Source organism: Roseateles noduli, from assembly GCF_050626985.1.
Taxonomy (GTDB): domain Bacteria; phylum Pseudomonadota; class Gammaproteobacteria; order Burkholderiales; family Burkholderiaceae_C; genus Roseateles; species Roseateles noduli_A.
The window spans coordinates 5,280,047-5,305,205 of the sequence record NZ_CP192463.1 but is presented as its reverse complement, the minus strand read 5'-3'; the positions used below and the strand labels follow the sequence as shown (position 1 = coordinate 5,305,205).

Annotated in this window: 21 protein-coding genes; 15 read left to right on the top strand and 6 right to left on the bottom strand. The window is 70.7% G+C overall.

The window, feature by feature from the left end:
- Positions 1–4: 4 nt before the first annotated feature.
- From ACQ4L4_RS23075 to pssA, 14 genes are all read left to right on the top strand, one after another.
- Positions 5–676 (top strand): MarC family protein, encoded by a 672-nt coding sequence (locus ACQ4L4_RS23075; protein WP_431101183.1) that lies wholly within the window; start codon positions 5–7, stop codon positions 674–676.
- Between the two features lie 126 nt (positions 677–802).
- Positions 803–1,525 carry a PhaM family polyhydroxyalkanoate granule multifunctional regulatory protein gene (locus ACQ4L4_RS23070; RefSeq protein ID WP_431101182.1) on the top strand — a complete coding sequence of 241 codons (723 nt, stop codon included), beginning with the start codon at positions 803–805 and terminating at the stop codon, positions 1,523–1,525.
- Between the two features lie 29 nt (positions 1,526–1,554).
- Positions 1,555–2,694, top strand: coding sequence for an FIST signal transduction protein (locus ACQ4L4_RS23065; protein WP_431101181.1), 1,140 nt, complete (start codon positions 1,555–1,557; stop codon positions 2,692–2,694).
- Complete coding sequence (locus tag ACQ4L4_RS23060) at positions 2,694–3,635, top strand: substrate-binding periplasmic protein (protein WP_431101179.1); 942 nt, start codon at positions 2,694–2,696, stop codon at positions 3,633–3,635. Before ACQ4L4_RS23065 ends, ACQ4L4_RS23060 begins: the two co-directional genes overlap by 1 nt.
- Positions 3,636–3,755: 120 nt before the next feature.
- Positions 3,756–5,282: an FAD-linked oxidase C-terminal domain-containing protein gene (locus ACQ4L4_RS23055; protein ID WP_431101178.1), complete on the top strand. Its 1,527-nt coding sequence runs from the start codon at positions 3,756–3,758 to the stop codon at positions 5,280–5,282.
- A gap of 74 nt (positions 5,283–5,356) precedes the next feature.
- Positions 5,357–6,445: a glycolate oxidase subunit GlcE gene (gene glcE, locus ACQ4L4_RS23050; RefSeq protein WP_431104996.1), complete on the top strand. Its 1,089-nt coding sequence runs from the start codon at positions 5,357–5,359 to the stop codon at positions 6,443–6,445.
- A gap of 95 nt (positions 6,446–6,540) precedes the next feature.
- Complete coding sequence (glcF, locus tag ACQ4L4_RS23045) at positions 6,541–7,797, top strand: glycolate oxidase subunit GlcF (protein WP_431101176.1); 1,257 nt, start codon at positions 6,541–6,543, stop codon at positions 7,795–7,797.
- A 407-nt stretch (positions 7,798–8,204) separates the two neighbouring features.
- The gene (locus ACQ4L4_RS23040) at positions 8,205–9,908 is read left to right on the top strand and encodes an alkaline phosphatase family protein (RefSeq protein WP_431101174.1); all 1,704 of its coding nucleotides are present in this window, start codon (positions 8,205–8,207) and stop codon (positions 9,906–9,908) included.
- 123 nt (positions 9,909–10,031) lie between these two features.
- On the top strand, positions 10,032–12,008 hold the full coding sequence (locus ACQ4L4_RS23035) for an ABC transporter ATP-binding protein (RefSeq protein ID WP_431101173.1): 1,977 nt from the start codon (positions 10,032–10,034) through the stop codon (positions 12,006–12,008).
- A gap of 178 nt (positions 12,009–12,186) precedes the next feature.
- Complete coding sequence (locus tag ACQ4L4_RS23030) at positions 12,187–12,861, top strand: hypothetical protein (RefSeq protein ID WP_431101172.1); 675 nt, start codon at positions 12,187–12,189, stop codon at positions 12,859–12,861.
- Positions 12,861–13,202, top strand: a complete 342-nt coding sequence (locus ACQ4L4_RS23025) for an HPr-rel-A system PqqD family peptide chaperone (RefSeq protein WP_431101170.1) — start codon at positions 12,861–12,863, stop codon at positions 13,200–13,202. The genes ACQ4L4_RS23030 and ACQ4L4_RS23025 overlap by 1 nt, the downstream gene beginning before the upstream one ends.
- A complete protein-coding gene (locus ACQ4L4_RS23020; protein ID WP_431101169.1) occupies positions 13,199–14,113 on the top strand; it encodes an HprK-related kinase A in 915 nt (304 codons plus the stop codon). The genes ACQ4L4_RS23025 and ACQ4L4_RS23020 overlap by 4 nt, the downstream gene beginning before the upstream one ends.
- A complete protein-coding gene (locus tag ACQ4L4_RS23015; RefSeq protein WP_431101168.1) occupies positions 14,110–15,252 on the top strand; it encodes a nucleotidyltransferase domain-containing protein in 1,143 nt (380 codons plus the stop codon). Before ACQ4L4_RS23020 ends, ACQ4L4_RS23015 begins: the two co-directional genes overlap by 4 nt.
- A gap of 162 nt (positions 15,253–15,414) precedes the next feature.
- The gene (gene pssA / locus ACQ4L4_RS23010; RefSeq protein WP_431101167.1) at positions 15,415–16,032 is read left to right on the top strand and encodes a CDP-diacylglycerol--serine O-phosphatidyltransferase; all 618 of its coding nucleotides are present in this window, start codon (positions 15,415–15,417) and stop codon (positions 16,030–16,032) included.
- A 93-nt stretch (positions 16,033–16,125) separates the two neighbouring features.
- Here pssA and ACQ4L4_RS23005 read toward each other — a convergent pair whose 3' ends face one another.
- The 3 genes from ACQ4L4_RS23005 to ACQ4L4_RS22995 all read right to left on the bottom strand — a co-directional run bounded on the left by ACQ4L4_RS23005 (position 16,126) and on the right by ACQ4L4_RS22995 (position 20,397).
- A complete protein-coding gene (locus tag ACQ4L4_RS23005) occupies positions 16,126–18,198 on the bottom strand; it encodes a S41 family peptidase (protein ID WP_431101166.1) in 2,073 nt (690 codons plus the stop codon).
- Between the two features lie 171 nt (positions 18,199–18,369).
- On the bottom strand, positions 18,370–20,046 hold the full coding sequence (locus ACQ4L4_RS23000) for a S41 family peptidase (protein ID WP_431101165.1): 1,677 nt from the start codon (positions 20,044–20,046) through the stop codon (positions 18,370–18,372).
- Between the two features lie 120 nt (positions 20,047–20,166).
- Positions 20,167–20,397, bottom strand: coding sequence for a DUF2917 domain-containing protein (locus ACQ4L4_RS22995; protein ID WP_377158460.1), 231 nt, complete (start codon positions 20,395–20,397; stop codon positions 20,167–20,169).
- A gap of 257 nt (positions 20,398–20,654) precedes the next feature.
- Here ACQ4L4_RS22995 and ACQ4L4_RS22990 point away from each other — a divergent pair, with 257 nt between their 5' ends.
- The gene (locus ACQ4L4_RS22990; RefSeq protein WP_431101163.1) at positions 20,655–22,127 is read left to right on the top strand and encodes a PLP-dependent aminotransferase family protein; all 1,473 of its coding nucleotides are present in this window, start codon (positions 20,655–20,657) and stop codon (positions 22,125–22,127) included.
- A gap of 88 nt (positions 22,128–22,215) precedes the next feature.
- Here ACQ4L4_RS22990 and ACQ4L4_RS22985 read toward each other — a convergent pair whose 3' ends face one another.
- The 3 genes from ACQ4L4_RS22985 to ACQ4L4_RS22975 are packed head-to-tail and all read right to left on the bottom strand — an operon-like array spanning position 22,216 to position 25,121.
- Positions 22,216–23,289: an alpha/beta hydrolase family protein gene (locus tag ACQ4L4_RS22985; RefSeq protein ID WP_431101161.1), complete on the bottom strand. Its 1,074-nt coding sequence runs from the start codon at positions 23,287–23,289 to the stop codon at positions 22,216–22,218.
- Positions 23,286–24,272, bottom strand: coding sequence for a DMT family transporter (locus tag ACQ4L4_RS22980; RefSeq protein ID WP_431101159.1), 987 nt, complete (start codon positions 24,270–24,272; stop codon positions 23,286–23,288). Before ACQ4L4_RS22980 ends, ACQ4L4_RS22985 begins: the two co-directional genes overlap by 4 nt.
- 21 nt (positions 24,273–24,293) lie before the next feature.
- Positions 24,294–25,121: an AraC family ligand binding domain-containing protein gene (locus tag ACQ4L4_RS22975; RefSeq protein ID WP_431101158.1), complete on the bottom strand. Its 828-nt coding sequence runs from the start codon at positions 25,119–25,121 to the stop codon at positions 24,294–24,296.
- Positions 25,122–25,159: the final 38 nt, after the last annotated feature.

The following is a 25,159-nucleotide window of genomic DNA, read 5'->3' as shown; positions in this document are numbered from 1 at the left end:
CATCTTGGACAACCTGCCGTCCTTCCTCCAATCCCTGTTCCTGGTGCCGCTGACGCTGCTGCCGATCATCAATCCGGTGGGCGTGGCCCCGATCGTCATCGGCGCGGCCGGCGGCGACGACCGGGTCCTCAAGCGGCTCGCGCGCCAGGTCGCGATCAACGGCTGGGTCGTGATCATGGTCTCGCTGCTGGTGGGGACCTATGTGCTGGACTTGTTCGGCATCTCGCTGCCGGTCGTGCGCGTCGGCGGCGGCCTGCTGGTGGCCTACAGCGCCTGGGTCATGCTGACCCGCAACGAGACCGACGACGTCCAGACCGCCGTCGTGCACGCCTCGCCCGGCGACATCAGCGAGACCGAGATCGTCCGCCGCAGCTTCTTCCCGATCACCTTCCCGCTGACCACCGGTCCGGGCAGCATCGCCGCGGCGATCGCGCTGGGCGCGCAGATCCCGCGCTCGCCGGTGCCGTACGTGATGGGCGCGGGCATCGCCGCCATCGGCGCGGCCTTCACCGCCGCGGTGGTCTATCTGGTCTACCGCAACGGCGGCCGGCTGCTGATGAAGATGGGCGAGGTCGGCACGCTGGTCATGATGCGGCTGATGGCCTTCGTGCTGCTGTGCATCGGCATCCAGATCCTGTGGGCCGGCTGGGCCGACCTGAACCACATTCCGACCTGACGCGGCCACCGCCCGCCCCGACATCGGGCGGCCGCCGCCAGGACGTAGGATCGAGCCCATGGCCGCCCCCGGGGCGCCCCTGCGCACGCCGGGGACCCTGGCGAGGACGGCTCCCGAGGAGACACCATGGCGGACACCGACTTCAGCAAATTCGTTCCGGGCTTCGACTTCCTGCAAGGGCTGATGAAGAACGCCGGCGCCGCGATCCCCGGCTTCAACCAGTGGGTCGCGCCGACGCTGGACCCGCAGGAGCTGGACAAACGCATCGACGAGCTGCGCACCGTGCAGTTCTGGCTCGAGAACAACGCCCGCATGCTCAACGCGACCATCCAGGCGCTCGAGGTGCAGCGGATGACGCTGTCGACGCTGCACGCGATGAACGTGCCCATGGCCGACCTGAAGGACGTGCTGAAGACGCAGGTGCCGCCGCGCCCGTCGCCCGCGCCGAGACCCCAGGAGCCTGCCGCCGCGACGCCGGCTCCCCAGGACGCGCCGGCCGACGCGAAGGGCGAGGCGGGGGGCGAGGCAAAGGGTGAGGCGAAGGCCGGCGACCCGGCCGGGCCCAAGCCTGCCGGCGCCGACCCGATGCAATGGTGGAACGCACTGACGCAGCAGTTCACGCAGGTCGCGGCCAACGCGATGAAGACGGCCCAGACCGCGGCGACGGCTGCCACGTCCGCCGCGACGTCCTCGGCTTCCGCGGCCTCGGCCCCGACGTCTGCCGCGAAGCCGGCGACGAGAACCTCGCCAGGCGCGGCGAAGAAGACATCCGCCACCTCCGCGGCCAGGCCCGCCGCGAAGAAGGCGGCGCCCGCGCGCAAGACCGCCCCCAAACGCAAGGCTCCCTGAGCCATCCCCAGTTTCCCCGAGGGCCGTTCATGCCTCGTTTCCTCCAGGCGCACGCCACCCATCCCGATCCCCACATGGCGCTGGCGCTGGCCGGCGCGCAGCTGGAGGGACAGCGCGCCGGCATGATGCCGACGCTGGGCTTCCTCTACCTTACGCATCCCTACGTGCCGCACGCGCAGGCGCTGCTGGACGAGGTCCGCGAGCGCTGGCCGGGTTGCGGCTGGGTCGGGGCCTCGGCGCTGGCGGTCAGCGCCAGCGGCGTCGAGTACTTCGACGAGCCGGCGCTGGTCGTCATGCTGTGCGACCTGCCCGCCGACCAATGGCGGATCTTCTCGGGACTGCGGCCGCTGACGCCGGACTGCGAATCCCGCAGCCTGCTGCTGCACGCCGACGGCGGCACGCCCGACCTGCAGGAGCTGATCGCCGAGCTCGCCCAGCGCTGCAGCAGCGGCTACCTCTTCGGCGGGTTGGTCAGCGGCGGCGACGACGCGGTCCAGATCGCCGACGGCATCTTCGAAGGCGGCCTGTCAGGCCTGGCGCTGGGCCCGGACGTGCGCTGGATCTCGCGCGTCAGCCAGGGCTGCCAGCCGCTCGGTCGCGAGCGCCGCGTCACCGCCTGCGATGGTCCGCTGGTGACGGAGCTCGACGGCCAACCCGCGCTCGACGCGCTGCTCGAAGACCTGAAGCTGCCCGCCTACACCGGCGAATCCGGTTCCCTGCGCCAGGCGATGCCGCTGTTCCGCCGCACGCTGGTCGGCCTCAGCGACGAACCCGGCGCCCGGCGCGAGTACGGCGCCGAGGTCCGTGTGCGGCACCTGGTCGGCCTCGACCCGGGCCGGCGCGGCATCGCCGTCGCCGAGCAGATGCGCGAGGGCGAACTGCTGAGCTTCTGCGAACGCCATCCCGACGCCGCCCGGCGCGACCTGGTGCGCATCTGCACCGAGATCCGCGCCGAGGCCGAGGAGCGCGGCGCACGCATGGCCGGCGCGCTGTACTTCAGCTGCACCGGCCGCGGCGGTCCGCACTTCGGCGCGCCGTCGGCGGAGCTGCAGTGGGTGCAGCACGCGCTGGGCGAGGTGCCGCTGGCCGGATTCTTCGCCAACGGGGAGATCGCCCACGCGCGGCTGCATGGCTATACCGGCGTGCTGACGGTCTTCCTGGACGCCTGATGCCGGGACGCCGCGACCTGCTGCAGGCCGCCGCGGCCTCGGCCCTCTCCGCCACGCTGCCTGCGCTGTCCCTCCTGCCGGACCGCGCGACGGCCGCCCGTGTTGCACCCGCGGCCCCGCTCGCCACGGCTTCGCCGGAGCCGACCACCGTCATCTATCCGCGCCACCTGCCGCAGCAGGACCGGCAGGTCGACTACTTCATCAGCCTGCTGCACGCCGCGTTGCAGCGCAGCGGCGTGCGCTATGCGCTGGTCCAGACGCAGTCGGAGATGGTGCAGAGCCGCGCGCTGCTGGAGATGGCGAGCAACGACCCCAGCATCGACGTGTTCTGGACGATGACCGACCCGCAGCGCGAGAAGAGCCTGCTGCCTATCCGCGTGCCGCTGGACCGCGGACTGATCGGATGGCGCCTGTGCCTGACGCGCGCCGCCGACCGCGACCGCCTGCGCCAGGTGCGGGACCTGAAGGACCTGGCGCGGCTCAGCGCCGGGCAGATGCACGACTGGCCGGACACCGCCGTGCTGCGCGCCAACGGGCTGCCGGTGCAGGTCAGCACGCATTACCAGGGCCTGTTCCAGATGCTGTCGGCGGGCCGCTTCGACTACTTCCCGCGGTCGATCTTCGAGATCGACGCCGAGCTCGGCAGCTTCGCCGACCAGAACCTCGTCATCGACCCTTACCTGCTGTTGCACTATCCGGCGGCGCTCTACATGTTCGTCCGCCCCGGGCGTCCGCGCCTGGCGGCGGACCTCACGCGGGGCATGAACGCCCTGGTGGCCGACGGCACCTTCGAACGCCTGTCGCGGCAGATCTTTGGCGATCTGCTGCAGCGTCACCGGATCGACCAGCGCCGCGTGCTGCAGCTGCGCAACCCGCTGCTGCCGGCGCAGACGCCGCTCGACCGCAAGGTGTTGTGGTGGCCGCTGCCGGGCGCGCGCTGAGGTCGTTCGCCGCCGTCCCCCTTCACTTCTCCATCACTCCCTCATGTCGCGACGCACGTCCCCCATCGCCACACGGCCCGTTCAGGCCGGGGTCAGCGCACGGGGCTACAGTTCGACGCCATGACCGCCGTCCTTCCTTCGACCCACGAGCCGCCCGGCGACCAGGCCGCCGCGCTGGCCGGTTTCCGCGCCGGGCGCCGCGCGCAGCTGGTCCAGGCCCTGCGGGCCGAGCTGCCCGCGCACGCGCTGCTGTGGCAGGACGAGCAGACCCGCCCCTACGAGTGCGACGGCCTGACCGCCTACCGCGAGCGTCCGCTGGCCGTGGCGCTGCCCGAGACCGAGGCCCAGGTCGCCGGCGTGCTGAAGGCCTGCCATGCGCTGGGCGTGCCGGTGGTGGCGCGCGGCGCCGGCACCGGCCTGTCCGGCGGCGCGACGCCGCACGCCGAGGGCCTGACGCTGGCGCTCGCGAAGTTCAACCGCATCGTCGCGATCGATCCCCTGGCGCGGACCGCCCGCGTCCAATGCGGCGTGCGCAACCTGGCGATCTCCGAAGCGGCCGCCGCGCACGGCCTGTACTACGCGCCGGACCCGAGCAGCCAGATCGCCTGCACGATCGGCGGCAACGTCGCGGAGAACTCCGGCGGCGTGCATTGCCTGAAGTACGGCCTGACGCTGCACAACGTGCTCAAGGTGCGCGGATTCACCGTGGAGGGCGAGCCGGTCGAGTTCGGCTCCGAGGCGCTGGACGCCGCCGGCCTGGACCTGCTGAGCGTCGTCGTCGGCAGCGAAGGCATGCTGGCGGTGGTGACCGAGGTGGTGGTCAAGCTGACGCCCAAGCCGCAACTGGCGCGCTGCATCATGGCCAGCTTCGACGACCTGCGCCGTGCCGGCGACGCGGTGGCGGCGATCATCGCGGCCGGCATCATCCCCGCCGGCCTGGAGATGATGGACAAGCCGATGACCGCGGCGGTCGAGGACTTCGTCCACGCCGGGTACGACCTGGACGCCGAGGCGATCCTGCTGTGCGAGAGCGACGGCACGCCCGAGGAGGTCGAGGAAGAGATCGGCCGCATGAGCGCGGTGCTGAACGCCAACGGCGCCACCCGGCTGGAGGTCAGCGAGAACGAGGCGCAGCGCCTGCGCTTCTGGAGCGGCCGCAAGAACGCCTTCCCGGCGTCGGGGCGCATCAGCCCGGACTACATGTGCATGGACTCGACGATCCCGCGCAAGCGGCTGGCCGACATCCTGCTGGCGATCCAGGCGATGGAGCGCAAGTACGACCTGCGCTGCGCCAACGTCTTCCATGCCGGCGACGGCAACCTGCATCCGCTGATCCTGTTCGACGCGAACGATCCGGACCAGTTGCACCGCTGCGAGCGGTTCGGCGCGGACATCCTCGAGACCAGCGTCGCGATGGGCGGCACCATCACCGGGGAACACGGCGTGGGCGTCGAGAAGCTCAACAGCATGTGCGTCCAGTTCTCGCCGCAGGAGCGCGAACGGATGCTGGCCCTGAAGCGGGCCTTCGACCCGCAGGGCCTGCTGAATCCCGGCAAGGTGATCCCGACGCTGCAGCGCTGCGCCGAATACGGCCGCATGCACGTGAAGCGCGGCGCACTCTCATTTCCAGAACTGGAGCGATTCTGATGGCAGTGCAAGCAGCAGGTGTCGCGGCGGCGGACACGGACCCGTCCCCCGGCTTCGTCCCCGCGACGCAACTGATGGCGACGCTGGAGGCGATGGCGGCCCGCTTCGCCGAAGGCCGGCCGGTGCGTTTCACCGGCCATGGCAGCAAGGACTTCTACGGCGGGCCGCTGGGCGACGCAGAGCCGATGTCGACGCTGTCGCTCAACGGCGTGATGGCGTATGAGCCGAGCGAGCTCTACGTGACCGCGGCCGCCGGCACGCCGGTGGCGGACGTGGAGGCGCTGCTCGCGCAGCATGGGCAACACCTGGCCTTCGAGCCGCCGCGTTTCGTCGGCGCGGCCTCGGGCGGCACGGGCACGATCGGCGGCATGGTCGCGAGCGGGCTGTCGGGCCCGGCGCGCGCGACGGCCGGCGCGGTGCGCGATCACGTGCTGGGGCTGACGATGCTGGACGCCAAGGGTGAGCTGCTGCACTTCGGCGGCACGGTGATGAAGAACGTCGCCGGTTACGACGTGTCGCGGCTGATGGCCGGATCGCTGGGCGTGCTCGGGCTGATCGCGCAGGTGACGCTGAAGGTGCTGCCGCAGCCGGTCGCGACGGCGACGCTGCGCTTCGAGGCCAAGCAGGACAAGGCCCTGCTGCAGATGAACCGCTGGGGCGGGCAGCCGCTGCCGGTGTCGGCGAGCGCCTGGTGGGACGGCGCGCTGGTGGTGCGGCTCTCGGGCGCCGAGGCGGCGGTCCGCGCGGCGATCCACAGGCTCGGCGGCTCCGCGATTCCGGAGACCATGGCCGCGCCGTTCTGGCAGGGCCTGCGCGACCAGTGCGACGAGTTCTTCCTCGGCGCGCGCCGGGCGGTGCAGGGCGGCGCGACCTTGTGGCGCATCGCCGTGCCGTCGACGACGCCGCCGATGCCGCTGCACGGCGAGCAGCTCGTGGAATGGGGCGGCGCGCAGCGCTGGGTCGTCACGCCGATGGCGCCCGCGCAGGTGCGCGAGGTGGTGGCCGCGGCCGGCGGCCACGCGACGATGTTCTACGCCAACGACAAGTCGGCCGGCACCTTCTCGCCGCTCGGCCCGCAGCTCACACGCATCCACAAGGAGTTGAAGCGGCAGTTCGATCCGGCGGGCATCTTCAATCCGGGACGGCTCTATCCGGATCTTTGAGCCGGACCTCTGGCCCGGGCCGTTGAACCGGGTCTCCGAAGCGAGACGTCTCCTCCAGCCTCACGACGCGCAGCAAGCCCACAGCAAGCCGACCGATGCAAACCCACCTGGCCCCCGAATTCCAAGGCACTCCGGAAGGCGAGACCGCCGAGGCCATCCTGCGTCGCTGCGTGCACTGCGGCTTCTGCACCGCGACCTGTCCGACCTATCAGCTGCTGGGGGATGAGCTCGACGGGCCGCGCGGCCGCATCTACCTGATCAAGCAGGTGCTCGAGGGCGAGCCGCCGACCGCGGCGACGCAACTGCATCTGGACCGCTGCCTGACCTGCCGCAATTGCGAGACCACCTGCCCTTCGGGCGTCCAGTACGGCCAGCTCGTCGAGATCGGCCGGCAGATCGTCGACGCGAAGGTCGAGCGCCCGCGCGAAGAGCGCCTCAAGCGCTGGCTGCTGAAGGAGGGGCTGACCTCGCCGCTGTTCAAGCCGGCGTTGCGGATCGGGCAGGCCCTGCGTCCGCTGGTCCCGGGCGCGCTCAAGGACAAGGTGCCGCCCAAGCCCGACGCGCGCGCCCACCAGTGGCCGCAACGCACGCATCCGCGCAAGGTGCTGATGCTGCTCGGCTGCGTGCAGCCGGCAATGATGCCCAACATCAACGCGGCCACCGCCCGCGTGCTCGACGCGGCCGGCGTGCAGACGCTGGTCGCCGACGAGGCCGGCTGCTGCGGCGCCATCCGCACGCACATGAACGACCACCACGGCGGCCTCGACGACGCGCGGCGCAACATCGACGCCTGGTGGCCGATGGTCGACGGGCACGGCGAGCAGGTCGAGGCCATCGTGATGAACGCGTCCGGCTGCGGCGTGCAGGTCAAGGACTATGGCCGGCTGCTCGCGCACGACCCGGACTACGCGGAGAAGGCCCAGCGCGTGTCCGCCCTGACCCGCGACCTCAGCGAGTTCCTGCCCGAACTGGTCCAGCCGCTGCGCTCGCGCATGGGCAAGGACGCGTCGACGGCGCCGCGCCCGAAGCTCGCCTATCACCCGCCCTGCACGCTGCAGCACGGTCAGCAGCTGCGCGGCGGCGTCGAGGGCCTGATGCGCGAGCTCGGCTTCGAGATCTCGGTCGCCCCCAGCGAAAGCCACCTCTGCTGCGGCTCCGCCGGCACGTATTCGGTGCTGCAACCGCTGCTGTCCAAGCAGTTGCGGGAACGCAAGCTCGCCGCGCTCGCGCCGCTGGCGGCCGAGGCCATCGTCTCGGCCAACATCGGCTGCATCCAGCATCTGCAAAGTGGCACGGACGTCCCGGTCCGACATTGGGTCGAGGTGCTGGACGATGCACTTCTACATCGATGAGTCATTGACTCGCGTCGCGAATCTCTTGAAGAAGCGTCGCTTCGGCGCATCACTTCGCGCCTGAACCCTCCCCACTTGAGGAGGAGTTCTCACGTCAATCGCCCCACCTCGGGCAAACCCGGGCATGCCCTTTGCCTGCGGCCCGCAGAATCGCCTCCAATAACAGGAGGGGAGCGCGTCAAGCGATCCAACCAGAAAGTGAAATGGGCCGGTCACCGCGTGGTGCCCGGCCTTTTTTCCGTCCAGGCCCCTTCGGCTGCCTGGCAGGTTCCAGGCCGCCCGGTCAGGGTTTCCCCGCCGCGCAGAGCGAGCAGATGCGCCGGCAGCCGCCCCGACACCGCGAGCGGGAGGCGGATACTCCGCTGTCATATCTGTTTCAGCGGCTTCGTCCGGAGCCCCGATCCGCCATGACCCTGACCCGTCGCACCTGGCTGCTGGTGCCCGTCCTGGCGGCGCTGGCCGCCTGCGCCAACGCCCCGTCCTCCCCGACCTCGGCCGCCGGCGCCGCCCCGGCAACCCCTGGCCCCGCAGCTGCCTTCGCGGCAAAGAAACCGCCCAGGCTGGTGGTCTTCATGGTGGTCGACGGGCTGCCGATCCGGCAGGTGCTCGGCTATCGCGACCAGTTGCAGCCGGACGGCTTCAAGCGCTTCCTGGACCGCGGCGCCTGGTTCGCCAACGCGTACTACGGTCACGGCTACACGGTCACGGCCGCCGGCCACTCGATCATGCTGAGCGGCGCCTACCCGCAGCGCAGCGGCATCATCGGCAACGAGTGGCGCGATCCGATGACCGCCGCCCCGCAGTACAACACCGCCGATGCGCGCTACCAGTACATCGGCAACAAGACCGAGCCGCTGGCAGGCACGAGCCCGAACAACTACAAGGTCGAGACCGTCGGCGACGTGCTGCGCACGCTGCAGCCGGGGTCGAAGGTCATCGGCATCTCCGGCAAGGACCGCGGCGCCATCCTGCCGGCCGGCCACAAGGGCACGGCCTACATGTACATGGGCGGCAGCGGCGAATTCGCGTCGTCCACCTACTACATGGACAAGCACCCCGCCTGGGTCGACGCCTTCAACGCGGCCAGGCCGGCCGACAAGTTCTTCGGCAAGACCTGGTCCCCGATGCTGCCGGAAGCGGCCTACGCGCGCAGCGTGCCGGACGGCCAGCCCTGGCAGGCCAACAGCGGGAACGGCAACAAGCTGCCGGCCGTGCTGGGCGCCGGCATGGAGGGCCCGGGGCCGCGCTTCTACGGCAACATCCTGCCCTCCCCCTTCGGTGACGAACTGACACTGGCCTTCGCCAAGGCTGCTGTCGAGGGCGAGCGGCTGGGCACCGACGACCAGACGGACATCCTGTCCGTCAGCCTCTCCAGCCATGACTACATCAACCACGCCTTCGGTCCGGAATCGCGGCTGTCGCACGACCACTTCCTGCACCTCGACGCCTACCTGCAGGACTGGTTCAAGTACCTCGACGCCAAGATCGGGCGCGACAACTACGTCGCCGTGCTGACCGCCGACCACGGCTTCACCGACACACCCGAATGGGCGAAGTCGCAGGGCCGGGACGCCGGACGCATCAACCCGGCGCAGGTCGTGGGCGTCATCAACGCGGGCCTGTCGAAACGCTTCGGCGAGTACCGCTGGGCACTCAACATGTCCGGATCGGGCGTGATCTTCGACGAGGTGGCGATCAAGGCCGGCGGCCTGAACCCCGACGACGTCTATGCCGTCGCCAAGGCGTCGGTCGAGCAGATCGATGGCATCCAGGTGGCCTTCACCCGCGCGCAGCTGGCCGGAACGGACACCACGACGCCCTACCTCGAGCAGTTCCGCCGCTCCTGGTACCCCGGCATCGCCGCGCCGCTGCAGGTGGTGCCGAAGGCGGGCTGGATGTTCGGTTCCCGCGCGACCGGCACCACCCACGGCAGCCCGTATGAGAACGACACCCACGTTCCGCTGCTGACCTGGGGACCGACGTGGGTCGGCCAGGGCCGCATCGAGCAGCGCGTCGAGATCGTCGACCTCGCGCCGACGCTGTCGGCCCTCCTGCACATCCCCGCGCCCAAGCAGGCGCAGGGCCAGCTGCTACCCCTGCCGGCGAAGTAACCCAACCGAGCGCGGATTCCCCCCGTTCACCCCACCCACCCGCCACCGAAGCGGGGGTGGGGTGCGCCCGCCACACGGCTCCTGTAGGCTCAGCGGTCTCGCAGAAGTGACAGGGAGACCGCCGTGTTTGGCTGGTTCGAAAAACTCGTCGATCCGTTTCCGCAGACCCCGGCGCCTCAGCCGCCCAAGGGGTTCTTCGCCTTCGTCTGGGCCGGCTCGCACGGCATGCGCGGCCTGGTGGGGGTGCTCATCGTCCTGACCGCCGCCATCGGCGCCTTCGAGGCGCTGCTGTTCTCGATGCTGGGCTCCGTCGTCGACTGGCTCAGCCAGGTCCCGCCCGCGCAGTGGTGGGCGACGCAGCAGGACAAGCTGCTGATGCTCGGCGGCATCCTGCTGGCCAGCCCGCTGCTGATCGCGCTGCAGTCGCTGAGCAAGTACCAGGGCCTGTCCAGCAACTTCCCGATGCGGCTGCGCTGGAACTTCCACCGCCACCTGCTCGCGCAGAGCATGAGCTTCTACCAGGACGAGTTCGCCGGCCGCGTCTCCGCCAAGCTGATGCAGACGGCGCTGGCGGTGCGCGAATGCTGGCTGATCGTCACCGACATCCTGGTCTTCATCACGATCTACTTCGTGACGATGCTGGGCGTCGTCGGCAGCTTCGACGCGACGCTGCTGCTGCCCTTCCTGGGCTGGCTGGCCTGCTACGTCGTGGCGCTGAGCTACTTCGTGCCGCGCCTGGGCAAGGCCGCCACCGCGCAGGCCGACGCCCGCAGCCTGATGACCGGCCGCATCACCGACGCGTACACCAACATCAGCACGGTCAAGCTGTTCTCGCACTCCAATCGCGAAGCCGGTTTCGCCCGCGGCGCGATGCAGGACTTCCTGAACACCGCCTACCGCCAGATGCGGCTGATCAGCGGTTTCGAGATCGTCAACCATGCGCTGTCGATGGGCCTGATCGCCTCGACCGCCGGCATGACGGTCTGGCTGTGGACGCAAGGCCAGGTCGGCATCGGCGCGGTCGCCGCCGCCACCGCGATGGCACTGCGCCTGAACGGGATCTCGCACTGGATCATGTGGGAGATGGCCAGCCTGTTCGAGAACATCGGCACCGTGCAGGACGGCATCACGACGTTGTCGCGCCCCATCGCGATCCAGGATGCGGACGACGCCAGGCCGCTGGACGTGACCCGGGGCGAGGTCCGCTTCGAGCATGTCGACTTCAGCTACGGCGGTCGCAAGACCGTGCTGCACGACCTGACCCTGACGATCCGCCCCGGCGAGAAGATCGGCGTGGTGGGCCGCTCGGGCGCGGGCAAGTCGACGCTGGTCAACCTGCTGCTGCGCTTCTACGACGTGGACAAGGGCCGCGTGCTGATCGACGGCCAGGACATCGCCACCGCCACCCAGGACAGCCTGAGACGCCAGGTCGGCATGGTCACCCAGGACACCAGCCTGCTGCACCGCTCGGTGCGCGACAACCTGATGTACGGCCGACCCGACGCGACGGAGGAGGAGATGCGCGCCGCCGCCGAGCGGGCCGAGGCCGTGGACTTCATCGACGGCCTGACGGACCCGAAGGGCCGGCAGGGCTACGACGCCCACGTCGGCGAACGCGGCGTGAAGCTGTCCGGCGGCCAGCGCCAGCGGATCGCGATCGCCCGGGTGATGCTCAAGGACGCGCCGATCCTGCTGCTCGACGAAGCGACCAGCGCGCTGGACTCCGAGGTCGAGGCCGCGATCCAGCGCAGCCTGTACCGGCTGATGGAAGGCAAGACCGTGGTCGCGATCGCGCACCGGCTGTCGACGATCGCGGCCATGGACCGGCTGATCGTGATGGACCAGGGCCGCATCGTCGAACAGGGCGACCATGCGGCGCTGCTGGCCCAGGGCGGCCTCTACGCGAAGCTGTGGGCGCACCAGAGCGGCGGCTTCCTGGTGGAGGACGACATGGACGTGGAGGAGGACACCCAGGCGCAAGGGCAGGCGCGGGCGTTGTCGCCTGAAGCCGTCACTGGCATGGGCCATCCGCCTCATGCCGCCGGATCCGTCGCCGGACACATGGATCCCGCGTCAACGACAGCAAGGGACTCCGCGTAAGCAGGCGCTGACTTATCTGGCGCCGGACGGACACCGCACGCCACCCGTTCAAGGGGTTGGGCGGGGTATCCGGTGGCAGGCTTGTATGGAACACTGCGATCGCAGGTCGGACGGGAGCGCCGATCCGCTTGAGCGTCCGCAGGAATCAGGACGGCGTAGCACCACGAAAGCTGAGCATATGGACAACAGCAGCGACACCACCACGCAGTCTTCGGCCACCCCGACCCCGGTCAAGGGTTCCGTCGTCTCGCAACGCCGCCGCCGTTTCATCCAGGCAGGCGTGGTGCCGGTCGGCCTGACGCTGGCCAGCCGTCCCGCGATGGCGTGGCACTGCAACACGACCTCGGCCTGGGGCTCGGCGATCCTGCGCAACGGCGGCGCCAGCGTGCAGGCGCGTGCCGACGCGGCGGTGATCAACAACACCGAGTGCTGGTACATCTCCAACTGGAAGGACAACTCGGGCCGGTCCCAGGTGCGCGGCGGCAACGCCCCCTGGAACTACGTCATCGCCCAGTACTATTCCGGCAAGACGCTGACCTATGCGCGTAACAACCTGACCGTCTCCAAGCTGTTCCCGGGCGGCCTCAAGAACGTCAGCGGCACGGCCAACGTCTACAACCTGCTGAAGAACGACACGTCGGGCTACGGCACGATGATGATCGTCGCGCGGCTGAACACCCTGTTCGCCGGCAACAGCGTCGGCCAATGCGTGCTGTCGGCGACCGGCCAGGACATGCTGCTGCAGATGGCCTCGCAAGGCCCCGGCCTCTTCAAGCCGACCAACTCGACCGGCGCGGCCTGGACCCAGGCGGACTTCAAGAACTACCTGTACAGCAACTGGCTCGTGGCTTGATGGCCGGAGCCGCCTGGCGCTGCAGGCAACCGCTCGATGACGTGCTGCTCGCCTGGGAGGGCGAACAGCACGCGGTCTATTTCGACCCCGACAGCGGGGACACCCACCTGATCGCCGCGCTCGGCGCGCAACTGGCCGAATGGCTGGCCGCCGAGCCGCTGGACCGCGACCAACTCCTGGCGCGCCTGGCCAGGGACGTCGACTGGGACGAGCCCCCCACCCCCGAGGCCCTGTCCGAACTGCTGGACCTGCATCTGCGCCGCCTGGCCGACATCCACCTGCTGACGCCCACGGACCCGGCGCAGGCGGTGGCGGAGGCAGCGGAGGAGCCGGTCGCTTGAGACTGCAGGACGTCGGCACCGCCGGGCTGCGGGCCCGGATGCGCGACGGCGGCGTGACGCTGCGGCTGTCGCCCTTCACCGTGCGCGTGCGCTCGGACATCCCCCATCTCGCGGCCGACGTCGCGGCCATGTACCAGGACTTCGAGCTGGCCGGCGAGGAGGAGTTCGTCGACTTCCACGTCGCCGTCCTGCGCAGCCCCCATTGGCTGAGCCGCCTGCAGGGCCGCGCCGAATTCTGGTTCGACGGGCAGCGCTCCTTCACGCCGCTGCCGGCCGCGCAGGCGCTGGCGATGCTCGAATGGGGCATCAACTGGTGCATCGCCGCCCACGCCCATCAATACCTGCTGATCCACGCGGCGGTGCTCGAGCGCGACGGCCGCGCGCTGCTGATGCCGGCGCCGCCGGGCTCCGGCAAGAGCACGCTGTGCGCGGCGCTGGCGCATCGCGGCTGGCGCCTGCTGTCGGACGAACTCGGCCTGCTGGACATGGCCACCGGCCTCGTGCACGGCATGGCGCGGCCGATCAACCTGAAGAACGCGTCGATCCCGCTGATCCGGTCCTTCGTGCCGGAGGCGCACTTCAGCGCGTCCATGCCCAACACGTCCAAAGGCACGGTCGCGCTGGTGCGCGCGCCGCAGGACGCGATCGAGAGCCGGCTCGCGCCCGCCCGGCCCGCCTGGGTCGTGCTGCCCGCCTGGCGCGCCGAGGCGGCCGCGCAGCTGCTGCCCATCGAGCGCGCCCGCGCCTTCATGGATCTCGCCGAGCAGTCCTTCAACTACGACGTCCACGGCCAGGCCGGTTTCCAGACGCTGGGACGGCTGGTCGACGCCTGCGCGTGCTACCGCTTCGAGTACAGCCGGCTCGACGAAGCCGTGGCGCTCTTCGAGACACTCGCGGAGGCGGCGCCATGAGCGCGCATCACGGCGAACGACGCCGTCCGCTGCTGGTCCGCGTGCTGCTGCAGCCCGCGATCGCGGCCGGGCTGAGCCTGACCGACTGGGACCTGCTGCTGCGTCAGGCGCGGCGGTCCAACCTCGCCGGCAAGCTGGCCGCGCAGATGGAGGCCGGCGGCTGGCTGGCCACGCTGCCCGAGCCGGTGCAGCCGCATCTGCGTTCGGCGCTGCTGCTGTCGCGGCGGCAGGCGCAGATGCTGCGGCGCGAGGTCGACCTGCTGCGCCAGACGCTGGCCGAGCTGCCCGGGCCGCTGATCCTGCTCAAGGGCGCCGCGTATGCGCTCGGTGGACACGCCCCGGCGCCGGGGCGGATGTTCAGCGACATCGACCTGCTGATCCCGCCCGAACAGCTGCCGCGCTGCGAGACGACGCTGCTGGTGCACGGCTGGGACTTCGACGACGGCCTGGACGCCTACGACCAGCGCTACTACCGCGCGTGGATGCACGAGCTGCCGCCGCTGCATCACAAGCGCCGGGGCACCTCGCTGGACGTGCACCACACGCTGCTGCCGCCGACGGCGCGCACGCCTCTGGACAGCCGCGCGCTGTTCGACGCGCCGCGGCCCCTGGACGGTCTGCCTGGCGTCTTCACGTTGCCGCCCGAGGACATGCTGCTGCACAGCGCCGCCCACCTGTTCCACGAGGGCGAGTTGCCCAACGGCCTGCGCGACCTGTTCGACCTCGACGCGCTGTTGCGCGAGTTCGGCGCGATCGAGGGCTTCTGGCCGCGGCTGGCGGAGCGCGCGCGGCGGATCGGCCTCTCCCGCCCGCTGTGGCTGGCGCTGCGCTACACGCGGATGCTGCTGGACACGCCCTATCCGGACACGTTGCCGTCGGCGCTCGGCCCGCCGCCGGGCCCGCTGGCGCTGCGACTGCTGGACGCCTGCTATCGCCGTGCGCTGCGGCCGGCCCACGACAGTTGCCGCCTCCCCGGCCACGCACTGGCCGAGGTCGCGCTGTACGTGCGTTCGCACTGGCTGCGGATGCCGGTCGGGTTGCTCGCGCTGCACCTGGCGCGCAAGGCCTGGGGCCGGATGACGGCGGCCCCCGAGACGCCTCAGGTCGACGCACCCGGCACGACCCGGGGCGACGGCTGAGAGTCCTCCCCGGCCCTCTCCTTCCCCCCGCTCCGTCCCTCCTCTCCTTCCCCTCTCCCTCCCACTCGCCCTCTCACCTTGGGGCAGTGGGCCGGGCTGAGACTCGTAGCCGGGCGCGGCCTTTGCCACGTGAGCCAAGGCCTTCGCTTATGCTCGCTGCCCATGAACCGACCCAAGCCTTTCTCCATGATCCGCGAGTTCCACCTGGCGGACTGGTTCACCCTGGGCAACGCCTTCTGCGGCGTCGGCGCGCTGTTCTCGGTGATGACCTTCCTGCAGACCGGCGCGGTGCAGCACCTGTACTACGCGTGCGCGCTGATCCCGGCGGCGCTGGTCTTCGACGTGCTCGACGGCCGCATCGCGCGCTGGCGCCAGAAGAGCTCCGCGATGGGGCGTGAGCTCGACTCGCTCGCCGACGTGATCTCCTTCGGCGTCGCGCCGGCGGTAATAGCCTACGGCTGCGGCATGCAGGGGCTGTGGGACCGCATCGTGCTGGGCTTCTTCGTCGCCTGCGGCGTGTCGCGTCTGGCCCGCTACAACATCACCGCCGAGACGCTGTCCGGCGGCAACGACAAGGTCGCCTACTTCGAAGGCACGCCGATCCCGACCTCGCTGCTGATCGTGTTCGTGCTGTGGGTCGCCGCCTGGCAAGGCGCGATCGGCGAGGCGCTGTGGTTCGGCGGCATCAAGCTCGGCGGCTTCACGCTGCACCCGCTGGTGCTGCTGTTCGCGATCTCGGGCTCGCTGATGATCAGCCGGATCAGGATTCCGAAGCTCTGATCCGGCGCGACGGTCAGGTCGGCATCATGCCGACTGACCGCCGACTGACCGCCGACTGACCGCCGACTGACCGCCGCCAGACCGCCGCCGCCCTCAGTGCGGCGGCGTCGTGACGATCGCGCCACCGCGCAGCAGATCGCGCCAGGGCGCCATCGGCGCCGCGTCTGCCGACCGGTCTTCCAATGGCCTCGTCACCCGGCACTGGCCGGTGGCGGCATGGATCAAAGCCACTTTCAGCAGCGCCTCATTGGGATCGCTGAGCTCATGGGCGAGATCGTCCACCACGAAGCAGCCCTGAACCCCATTGGCACCCGATCCGCCCGGCACGAAGCCCTCGCCGTAGCCTGAGAATCCCTGGGCGTTGCTCACGACATGGTCCAGCGGCAGGTAGGTGTGGCCGCAGTTGGCCCTCGGGCTGGCGGCATAGGGCCGACCACAGGTGGTGCTGCCGATCAGCACGACCTCCACGCCGACGCCTCGCAGGCTGTTGATCAAGGCCTCGCTCGCCGCGCATGTGCCGGCCTGGGTCAGGACGTACACGCGCCGAAGATGGCCGGCATCGAGCGTGGGCAGGTCGGGTGCCAGACAGCGCCTGCTCAGGTCGGCGCAGCCATGGAACGGCAGTTCCGTGCCGCTCAGTTGCCCGCCCTGGAGGCGCGAGAAGGCTTGTCCCATGCTGCGCTTGCCAGCGACCATGTAGGCCAGTTGACTGGCGACGGACAAGTCGCCTCCCTGGTTGAAGCGCAGGTCGATGACGAGGTGGTCGATCCGCGCCTCGCTGAAGTCATTGATCGCGTTGACCAGCTCGGCGGTCGCGTGCGCGCCATGTTCCTGGAACAGCAGATATCCGACATCCTCGTCTCCCACGTTGAAGACTTTCACCAACGGCACGGGCTGCCTGGCGAGGCCGCTGGTAAGGATCACGGTCCTCGTCGAAGCGTCGCCCTCCGACCTCAAGATGAAGCGGTGCTCCGTTTCCATGTCGCGCGGAAACATCGACGCCGCGAGGAGGGCCGCGCGTTCCTCGTCGTCGTCGTCGGCCTCGATGCCGGCCGTGGCGACCAGCGTATCTCCCCGCTTGACGCCTTGCCGCTCCGCCTCGCTGCCGGGCTGAACGAAAGCGACCCGGATGTTCCTGGGCGGCGTGTGCGATCCCACCGACCATTCGACGCCGAACCCCGGCACGTCCCCGCCGCTCATGAAGGCGTTGAACGCGGACGTGGGCACGACCTGGGTGTATTCATCCCGGCGCTTTCCGTCGGGCTTGAACGCGGGCGAGCGCAACGCGTCCAGATAGGCCGACAGGGCTCGCGACACGTCGTCATCGTCGAGTCCGTCGACATCGACATACGGCACGTCCTGGCGCCAGAGGTAGACCTCGTCCATGAGCGAGCGCACCCAGTTCCGCTCGATCGCCAGGCTGCCGATGGGGGCGCCGTCGCGGGCGCTCCTCGCTTCGACGTTGTCCGGGGCGCACTGCCCGGCGTAGGCCGAGCTGTGCTGAAAGGCGCGATTCAGCACCCGACCGGCGTCCGCGCCGTCCTTGCCGTCCGCGCCACGCGGGCCCGGAAGACCGGGGCGGCCCGGGAGACCTTCCGGACCAGGAAAACCCGGCTCACCCCGTTCGCCCGGATTGCCGGGCGAGCCGTCCTTGCCAGCACGCCCCTCCTTGCCCGCCGGTCCGGGCAGGCCCGCTTCGCCGGGCAGACCGCGAGGTCCGGGCAAGCCGTCCTCGCCATCCCGTCCATCCCTGCCTGCCGGTCCGGGCAGGCCGCGAAGCCCGGGCAGGCCCTCCTCGCCATCCTTGCCCGCCGGGCCGGGCAGGCCCGCTTCGCCCGGTAGACCGCGAGGTCCGGGCAAACCGTCCTCGCCATCCAGCCCATCCTTGCCATCCCTGCCCGACGGTCCGGGCAGCCCGGCCTCGCCAGGCAGACCGCGAGGCCCGGGGGAGCCGTCCAGCCCATTCATCCCGTTCGTCCCGTTCGTCCCGTCCCGGCCATCCTTTCCAGCCGGCCCCGGCGGGCCGTCCTTGCCATCGGCCCCGTCCACGGCCATCACGTCTTCGCCGCCGTCATGGCAGCCTTGCAACACCGCGACGCAAGCGGCGCACATCACGATGATCGACGCACGCTTCGCCGCGCGCTCGATCCAGGTTCTCTTGGTCATCTCTGCTGTCCGCCGAACGAATCGGCCGCCTCTGTGGGAGAAGGCGACTTTGTCGAAGCGCTGCGGGCAGGGTTCCGTTGCCCAGTGCAACAAATCGGCGCGCGCGACAACAAAAAAGCCGCTCCGGGGAGCGGCTTTTTCAGTGCGCCATGAACGGCGCGGATCGAGGGCTCAGGGCCGTCCGCCGACGATCCGGTTGCTGCGCGCCGCAAGCTTCTTGAGACTCAGCGCGATCGCATCGCCGTCGGCCGCCCGCACGCCCGTCGCGCGGGCCCGGCCCGCTTCCGACGACTGCGCCGCCGCCGGGCAGGTGCCGTTGGCCCGGTACTGCAGCGCCGCGGCCAGCATCGCCTCGCTGGTGTCGCCCAGCGCGTGGTCGAAATCGTCCGCGACCTGGCAACCCTTGACCCCGGTCGCGCCCGTCCCCGCCGGCACGAAGCCGTCCGCGTACTCGCCGAAGCCCTTGTTGTTGGTGCCGACGAACTCGATCGGGAAGTAGCTGTAGCCGCAGTTGTCCTTCGCGGAGAAACCGTAGGGCTTGCCGCAGGTGGTCCCGCCGACCAGCACGACCTCGATGTCGACGCCGCGCAGGCCGTTGATCAGCGCCTCGCTGGCCGAGCAGGTGCCCGACTGCGCCAGCACGAACACGCGCTTGAGGTTCAACGCCGGCAGCGGCTGCTGGGACGTGCAGTTGTTGCCCGACAGCAGGCAGGACTCGCTGTAGAACGGCGTCTTCGAATCCGGGCTGTTGGTTTCCGCGCTGCGCTTGCTGTTGTAGCGCAGCTGCTCGAAGGTCTTGCCCGACGTCGCCGTGCCGCCCGCGATCATGTAGGCCAGCTCGCTGGCGATGAACAGGTAGCCGCCGCCGTTGTAGCGCAGGTCGACGACCAGATCGCTCGCGCCGCTGGCGCCGAAGCTGCGCATCGCGCTGATCAGCTGCGCCTCCGCCGTCAGGATGTGGTCGTTGAAGACCATGTAGCCCACCTTCGCGCCGTCGGCGGCGGTGAGCACCTGGCTGGTCGGCACCGGCGTCTTGGTGACGTTGCCGGCGACCAGCGAGACGTCGCGCGACAGCCCCGCGTTGGACGTCAGCACCAGGCGGTGGCTGCCGCCCGCGGTGTCGGGGAAGAGCGCCGCGTTGAGCGTGTTCACGCCGGCCGCATCGGCGGCATCCGCGGACGCGCCGTCCGCGGTCACCAGCGTGTCGCCGCGGCGCACGCCGGCCCGGTCGGCGACGCTGCCGGGTTCCACGAAGGCGACGCGCAGACCGCGCGGCGGCGTCGGCGACTTCATCGACCATTCGATGCCGTAACCGACCTCCACGCCGCTCTGCGACAGCGCGTTCCACTCGCGCGTGCTCATCATGAAGCTGAACTGGTCCTTGCGCTTGCCGCTCGCCGTGAACGCCGGCGACAGCAGGTCCTCGAAGTAGGCGTTCAGCGCGGTCTCCACGTCGCTGTCGCTGTAGGCCGCCGCCGCGGCGTTGATCGACGGCACGTCCTCGCGCCACAGGTAGGCCTCGTCGAGGTAGGAACGGACCCAGCTCTTCTCCGTGGACAGCGAGGCGGTGCGCAGATTGGCCGCCGCTTCCGTGTTGCCCGGCGCGCATTGCTGGGCGTAACTGGCGCTGGGCTGGATCGTGGTATCGCCCCCGGTGTTCCCGCCGGTGTTGCCCCCGCCGCCGACGGAGCCGCCGCCGCCGTTGTTGCTGCCGCCGTTGCTGCCGCTATTGCTGCCGTTGAGCGGCGTGCCGCTCTCACCGCCGCCGCCGCAGGCGCTCAGCATCATCACGCCAACAGCGCCGGCCACGGCCAGACGCGCCACCCGGCCCATCACGGATCGATTCATCGCAACTCCCTCGTGGGACTTCGGTCCCATGTCTTTGTAGGTTGGCTGACATCGTCGTGATGTCATCGGGAAACCTTCGAGGGCCGATTTATAGCGAAAAACCGGTGACAGGCCTTGGACTTAATCGAGGGTCTCCGCCCTCAGGGTGACGAGTGATGCGCCCTCGCCACTGGCGAAGATCCGCCAACCGAACCAACCCGGGGGCGCCGGCAGGTCCAGCGTCTGGCCGGGTTCCAGCCAGTGATCGTCCGGCCAGCCGACCCGGGTGATCCAGGCCCGGCCGCCGAAGACCCGCAGCCGCACGGGGCGCCGCAGGCGCAGCGCGACCGGGCGGCCGTCGGTCGGCAGCACGAGGGCGTCGGGACCCGGACCGGGAGGGACAAAAGCCGGCGCGGGCCAGACCTGGGGCTGGAGACGGGGCCGGAACGGCGAGGGGAGCAGGCGGAGCGGTTGCATGCCGTCACCTTAAAAAATCCGGCTGTCGCGCTCCATCCACAGCCGCCGACCGACACGAGGCATACAGCCCCCGCACGAACGGGGCCTGTGCTGGCCGGCTTGCCGCTCATCTGTATCGGTCATCGCCGGGTGGGAACACACAGAATCGATGCATGGACGCGCCGCTGCTACCGCTGTACATGCAACTCGCCGACCGGATGGCCCGGTCGATCCGCTCGGGCACCTTGAAGCGCGGCGAGCGGCTGCCGTCGGTGCGGGAGCTGGCGGGACAGCACGGCGTCTCGCTGTCGACGGCGGTCCAGGCCTACCGGTGGCTGGAAGACGCCCGGCTGATCGAGGCCCGGCCGCGTTCGGGCTACTTCGTCGCGGCACGACCGCCGCGGCTGCCGGAACCGCGCGTCTCGCGCCCCGACACGGCATCCCGGATGGTGCAGCTGGACCAGCTCGGCGTGCAGGTGATGGCGCTGTCGCAGGACCCCGCCTTCGTCTCCTTCGGCGCGGCCTGTCCGGGCCCGGAGCTGTTCGACCAGGACCGCGTCCGCCGCGCGATGGCGCGTGCGGTGATGCGCCATCGCGACCTGCTGTGCACCTACCCGCTCGGCCCCGGCATGGAGGAGGCGCGGCGCGCGGTCGCGCGGCATGCGCTCGGCCTGGGCTGCGTGCTCGACCCGGACGAGGTCGTCCTCACCAACAGCTGCATGGAGGCGATCAGCCTGTGCCTGCGCACGGTGTGCAAGCCCGGCGACGTGGTGGCGCTGGAATCGCCGACCTATTACGGTTTCCTGGAGATCCTGCAGAGCCTGCACCTGCGCGCGCTGGAGATCCCCACGCATCCGCGGCACGGCATGTCGCTGGACGCGCTGCAGCTGGCCTTCGAGACCCAGCAGGTCAAGGCGGTGCTGACGGTGCCGACGCTGTCGAATCCGCTGGGCGCGTCCATGCCGGTGCCGGAACGCCGCCGGCTGGCGGCGATGCTGGCGCAGCACGACGTGGCGCTGATCGAGGACGTGCTCTACAACGACCTGTCCGAGCAGGAGGACAAGCGCCGCGCGGTGAAGTCCTTCGACACGACGGGGCACGTGATGATCTGCGGCTCGTTCTCGAAGACGATCGCGCCCGGGCTGCGGCTGGGGTGGGTGGAGGCGGGCCGCTGGGGCCAGGTGTTGCGGCGGACGAAGGCGGTGCAGTCCGGCGGCCAGACCGGCGTGCTGGAGCTGGCGCTGGCGGACCTGCTGACGCAAGCCGGCGGCGGCGCCGCCTTGCGGCAGCTGCGGGCAACCATCGCGGCGCGCGTGGACCACGCCCGCCAGATGATCGCCGAGAGCTTCCCGAAGGGCACGCGCGTGTCCGACCCGGCCGGCGGCTTCATCCTGTGGGTGGAACTGCCCGACGGGCTGGACACCGCGCTGCTGTACCAGGCCTGCCTCGCGGAGCGCATCGTGATCGCGCCGGGGATGATGTTCTCGGCGAGCCCGCGCTTCCGGAACTGCGTGCGACTGGGCGTCGGCGGTCAGTGGGGCGAAGAACACCCTCGCGCGCTGCGGCGCATCGGGGCGTTGGCAAAGGCCTTGTTGATGACGCCTTCCAATGCCCCGGAGGCCTCCGAGGACGAGCTCGCGGCGTGAAGCGCGCCCACTCGTCGTTGCGGATGCGCGCCGTGGCGCTGCGATGGCTGTGCTCCGCGCCTGGATTCGGCGCGTTCAGGCGGCGGGACTAGCCTTGAAGCCACTCGTCGCCGGTGCTCAGGCCTTTCGGTGACTTGAGACGGGTCAGCGCATCTTCGTCTTCGAGCAGCCGCCACCGCCACCAGTCCGTGCTGATGGACTTGATGAGCGCCGCGTGGTGCGCGGCGAGCTTCTCCGGAGCTGCTTCGCGCCCCCGCCCGAGCAAGCGCTGCCCGAAGCCCGCGCCGCGCTCGCCGCCACCGCCGAAACTCATGTGGTCGGCGCCCTCGAGCCACAGCTGCGCCTTGGCGCCGGCCGGCAGCGTGTCGTAGACGACGCGGCGATAACGACCGTCGCGCTCCTGGCCGATCGGGTTGCCGTCGAGGCTGCCGGTCAGGCACAGCATCGGGCGCGTGATGCCCTTGATGCCGCCCGGGAAGTGCCCGGCCGACGGACTGAACGCGGCGAAGGCCTTGAAGTGCGAGTCCGTCAGGTCCGGCGCGTTGCGCACCTGGAAGTCGCGCCCCGCGACCGCCAGCGTCGTCTGGGCGCCGAACGAGTGGCCCGACATGCCGAGCGCCTTGGGCGACACGCGCGCCCACGGACCGCTGCCGTCCTTCTGCAGCTTCAGCATCTGCCCGACGGCGAACTGCACGTCGTGGCCGCGTTCGATCAGCTGCTCGACGCTCGCGGCGGCCTTCACCGCCTGCAACCCGCCGCGCCAGATCGCGCGATCGCTCCCCGCATGCTGCAGATGCAGCGTCGCGATGCCGGCCTCGGCCCAGGCCTGTCCCCACTCGGTGCCGCCGTCCAGGCTGCCGCCCAGGCCGTGCGAGAACACCACCAGCGCCATCGGCCGGTCGCCGTCGGGCAGGCGCAGCCGCCAGGGGATGTCGCGCAGGCGGGACTGGTCGCGCCAGACGCCTTGCTGGACGCCCTGCGGGCCGTCCCTCTGGCTGTCTTTCTGAGCGTCCTTCTGGACGCCGACATCCGGCACGCTCTGCGCACGCGCGGGAAGCCACGCGGCGGCGCCGAAGGGGAGGCCCGCGGCCGTCATGGCGGAGAAGGCGGAAGCGCGCTTCAGGAGCGCGCGGCGAGCGGAGTCGTGAGGCAGAAAATTCATGGCGACGAGGCGGGCAGATGCCGTTCCCGCCCTGGTGGCGGCACCGGCTTGAGGCGCAGGGCCCAGGAGACGCCGCCGACCAGCAACAGCACGCCGGCCACGCCCATCAGCGGCGGCCACTCGGCGCGGTGCCACTGCGCATAGGCGAGCGCGGCCAGCGTCTCGAAGACGATCAACTGGCCCACCAGCGCGGTGGGCAGGCGCTGGCTGGCCTCATTCCAGCACAGCGTGCCGAGCCAGGACGCGAACAGCCCGACGGCGGCCATCAGTCCGACATAGGGCCACAGCCGGGGACCGGTGGGGAAGTCGAAGCCGGCGGGCAGCAGCGGCAGCCCGGCGCCGTCGGCGATCGCGAGCACCACGAAGGCCAGCACCGCCATCGGCAGCGTCACCAGTCCCTGCGCGGTGGCCCAGGCCCGGGGGTTGCGATCGGCGTGCGCGCGCAGCCAGTCGGCGTTGCGGATCGGGTACCAGGTCCAGCAGGCCAGCGCGATCAACGCCAGTCCCGCGCCCTGCAGGTAGCGGCCCAGTTGCTGGGGCGCGACCGCGGCCTGCTCGACCTGGTTGACGCAGCCGATGCCCAGGGCGATCAGCAGCAGCGCCGGTGCCAGGTCGCGCCAGCGGTAGTGACCGTCGCGCGCGGCGTTGCGATGGTTGGAGCAGACCGCGATGACCACGGGCAAGGTGCCGATGATCATCGTCGGCAACGGTCCGCCGGCGCGTTGGATGGCGGCGGCCAGCGTCAGGTAGTAGAGGAAGTTGCCAATGGCGCTGAGCTTCACCGCGTCGACCCAGTCCGCGCGGGTGAGACGCTTCAGCTCGCGCCAGTCGATCGACGCCAGCGGCACGGCCAGCAGGCCGAACGCGAGGTAGCGGCCCGCCATCAGCATGGCGGCGGGGTAGTCGGGCAGCAACAGCGGGGTGACGAACACCAGGCCCCACATCAGGCCGGCGGCGAGCGCGAACAGGAATCCGGACAACATGCGGCGCAGTGTCGCCGAGCGTCAGGGGCGGCGTCTTGTACCGAGTTGCTGCTGGTAGCGCGCCGGCGTCACGCCGTAGCGACGCGCGAAGCCGCGCGTCAGGTGCGCCTGGTCGGTGAGTCCGACGGCGGCCGCGACCTGCGCGGGCGCGTGGCCGGCGGCGAGTTGCCGCTTGGCCTCGTTGAGCCGCAATGCCATCAACGCCTGCTGCGGCGTCGCATGGTGCTGCGCCTTGAAGCTGCGCAGGAAGTGGAACGGGCTCAGGCCGGCCACGGCGGCCAGGCGCCCGGTGTCCATCGACTCGTCGAGGTGGGCCCGCATGTGCTCGATCACCGGCGCGAAGCGCGGCGCGGCGCCATCGGGGCGGACGGGCGCGCGATGCGCGTGGCGGCTCAGTCCCTGGACCAGTTCGAGCAAGGCGCTGTCGAAGGCCAGCGGCTCGCGCGCGCGCCACAGCGCGGCGATCAGCGCGGCGGCTTGCGTGGCGGCCGCCGCATCGTGCGCCACCGCGACGTCGAAGCGCCACGCCGGGCCGCCGTACAGCTCGGCCAGCAGCGCCTCGTCGAGGTAGACCATCCGGTACCCCCAGGCGTCGGCCGTGGCCGCCTCGCCGGTGTGGATGTCCTCGGGGTTCATGAGCATCAGCGTCGCCCGGGGTGCGAGGTGCTCGCCGCCCCGCCAGCGGAAGCGCCCGACCCCGTCCGTGATCGCGCCCAGGCCGTAGGCCTCGTGCGTGTGCGGCTCGAAGCTGTGGCGCAGGATGTGGGCGTGGTACAGCTCGACGCCCGCGCGATGCGCGGGGCGACGGTACTGGGCCTGGTCCTCGGGATGTTCGAACGCCGTGGGCATGGGGCCGAGTCTATGCGGGGCCTCGCGCCACGCGTCGG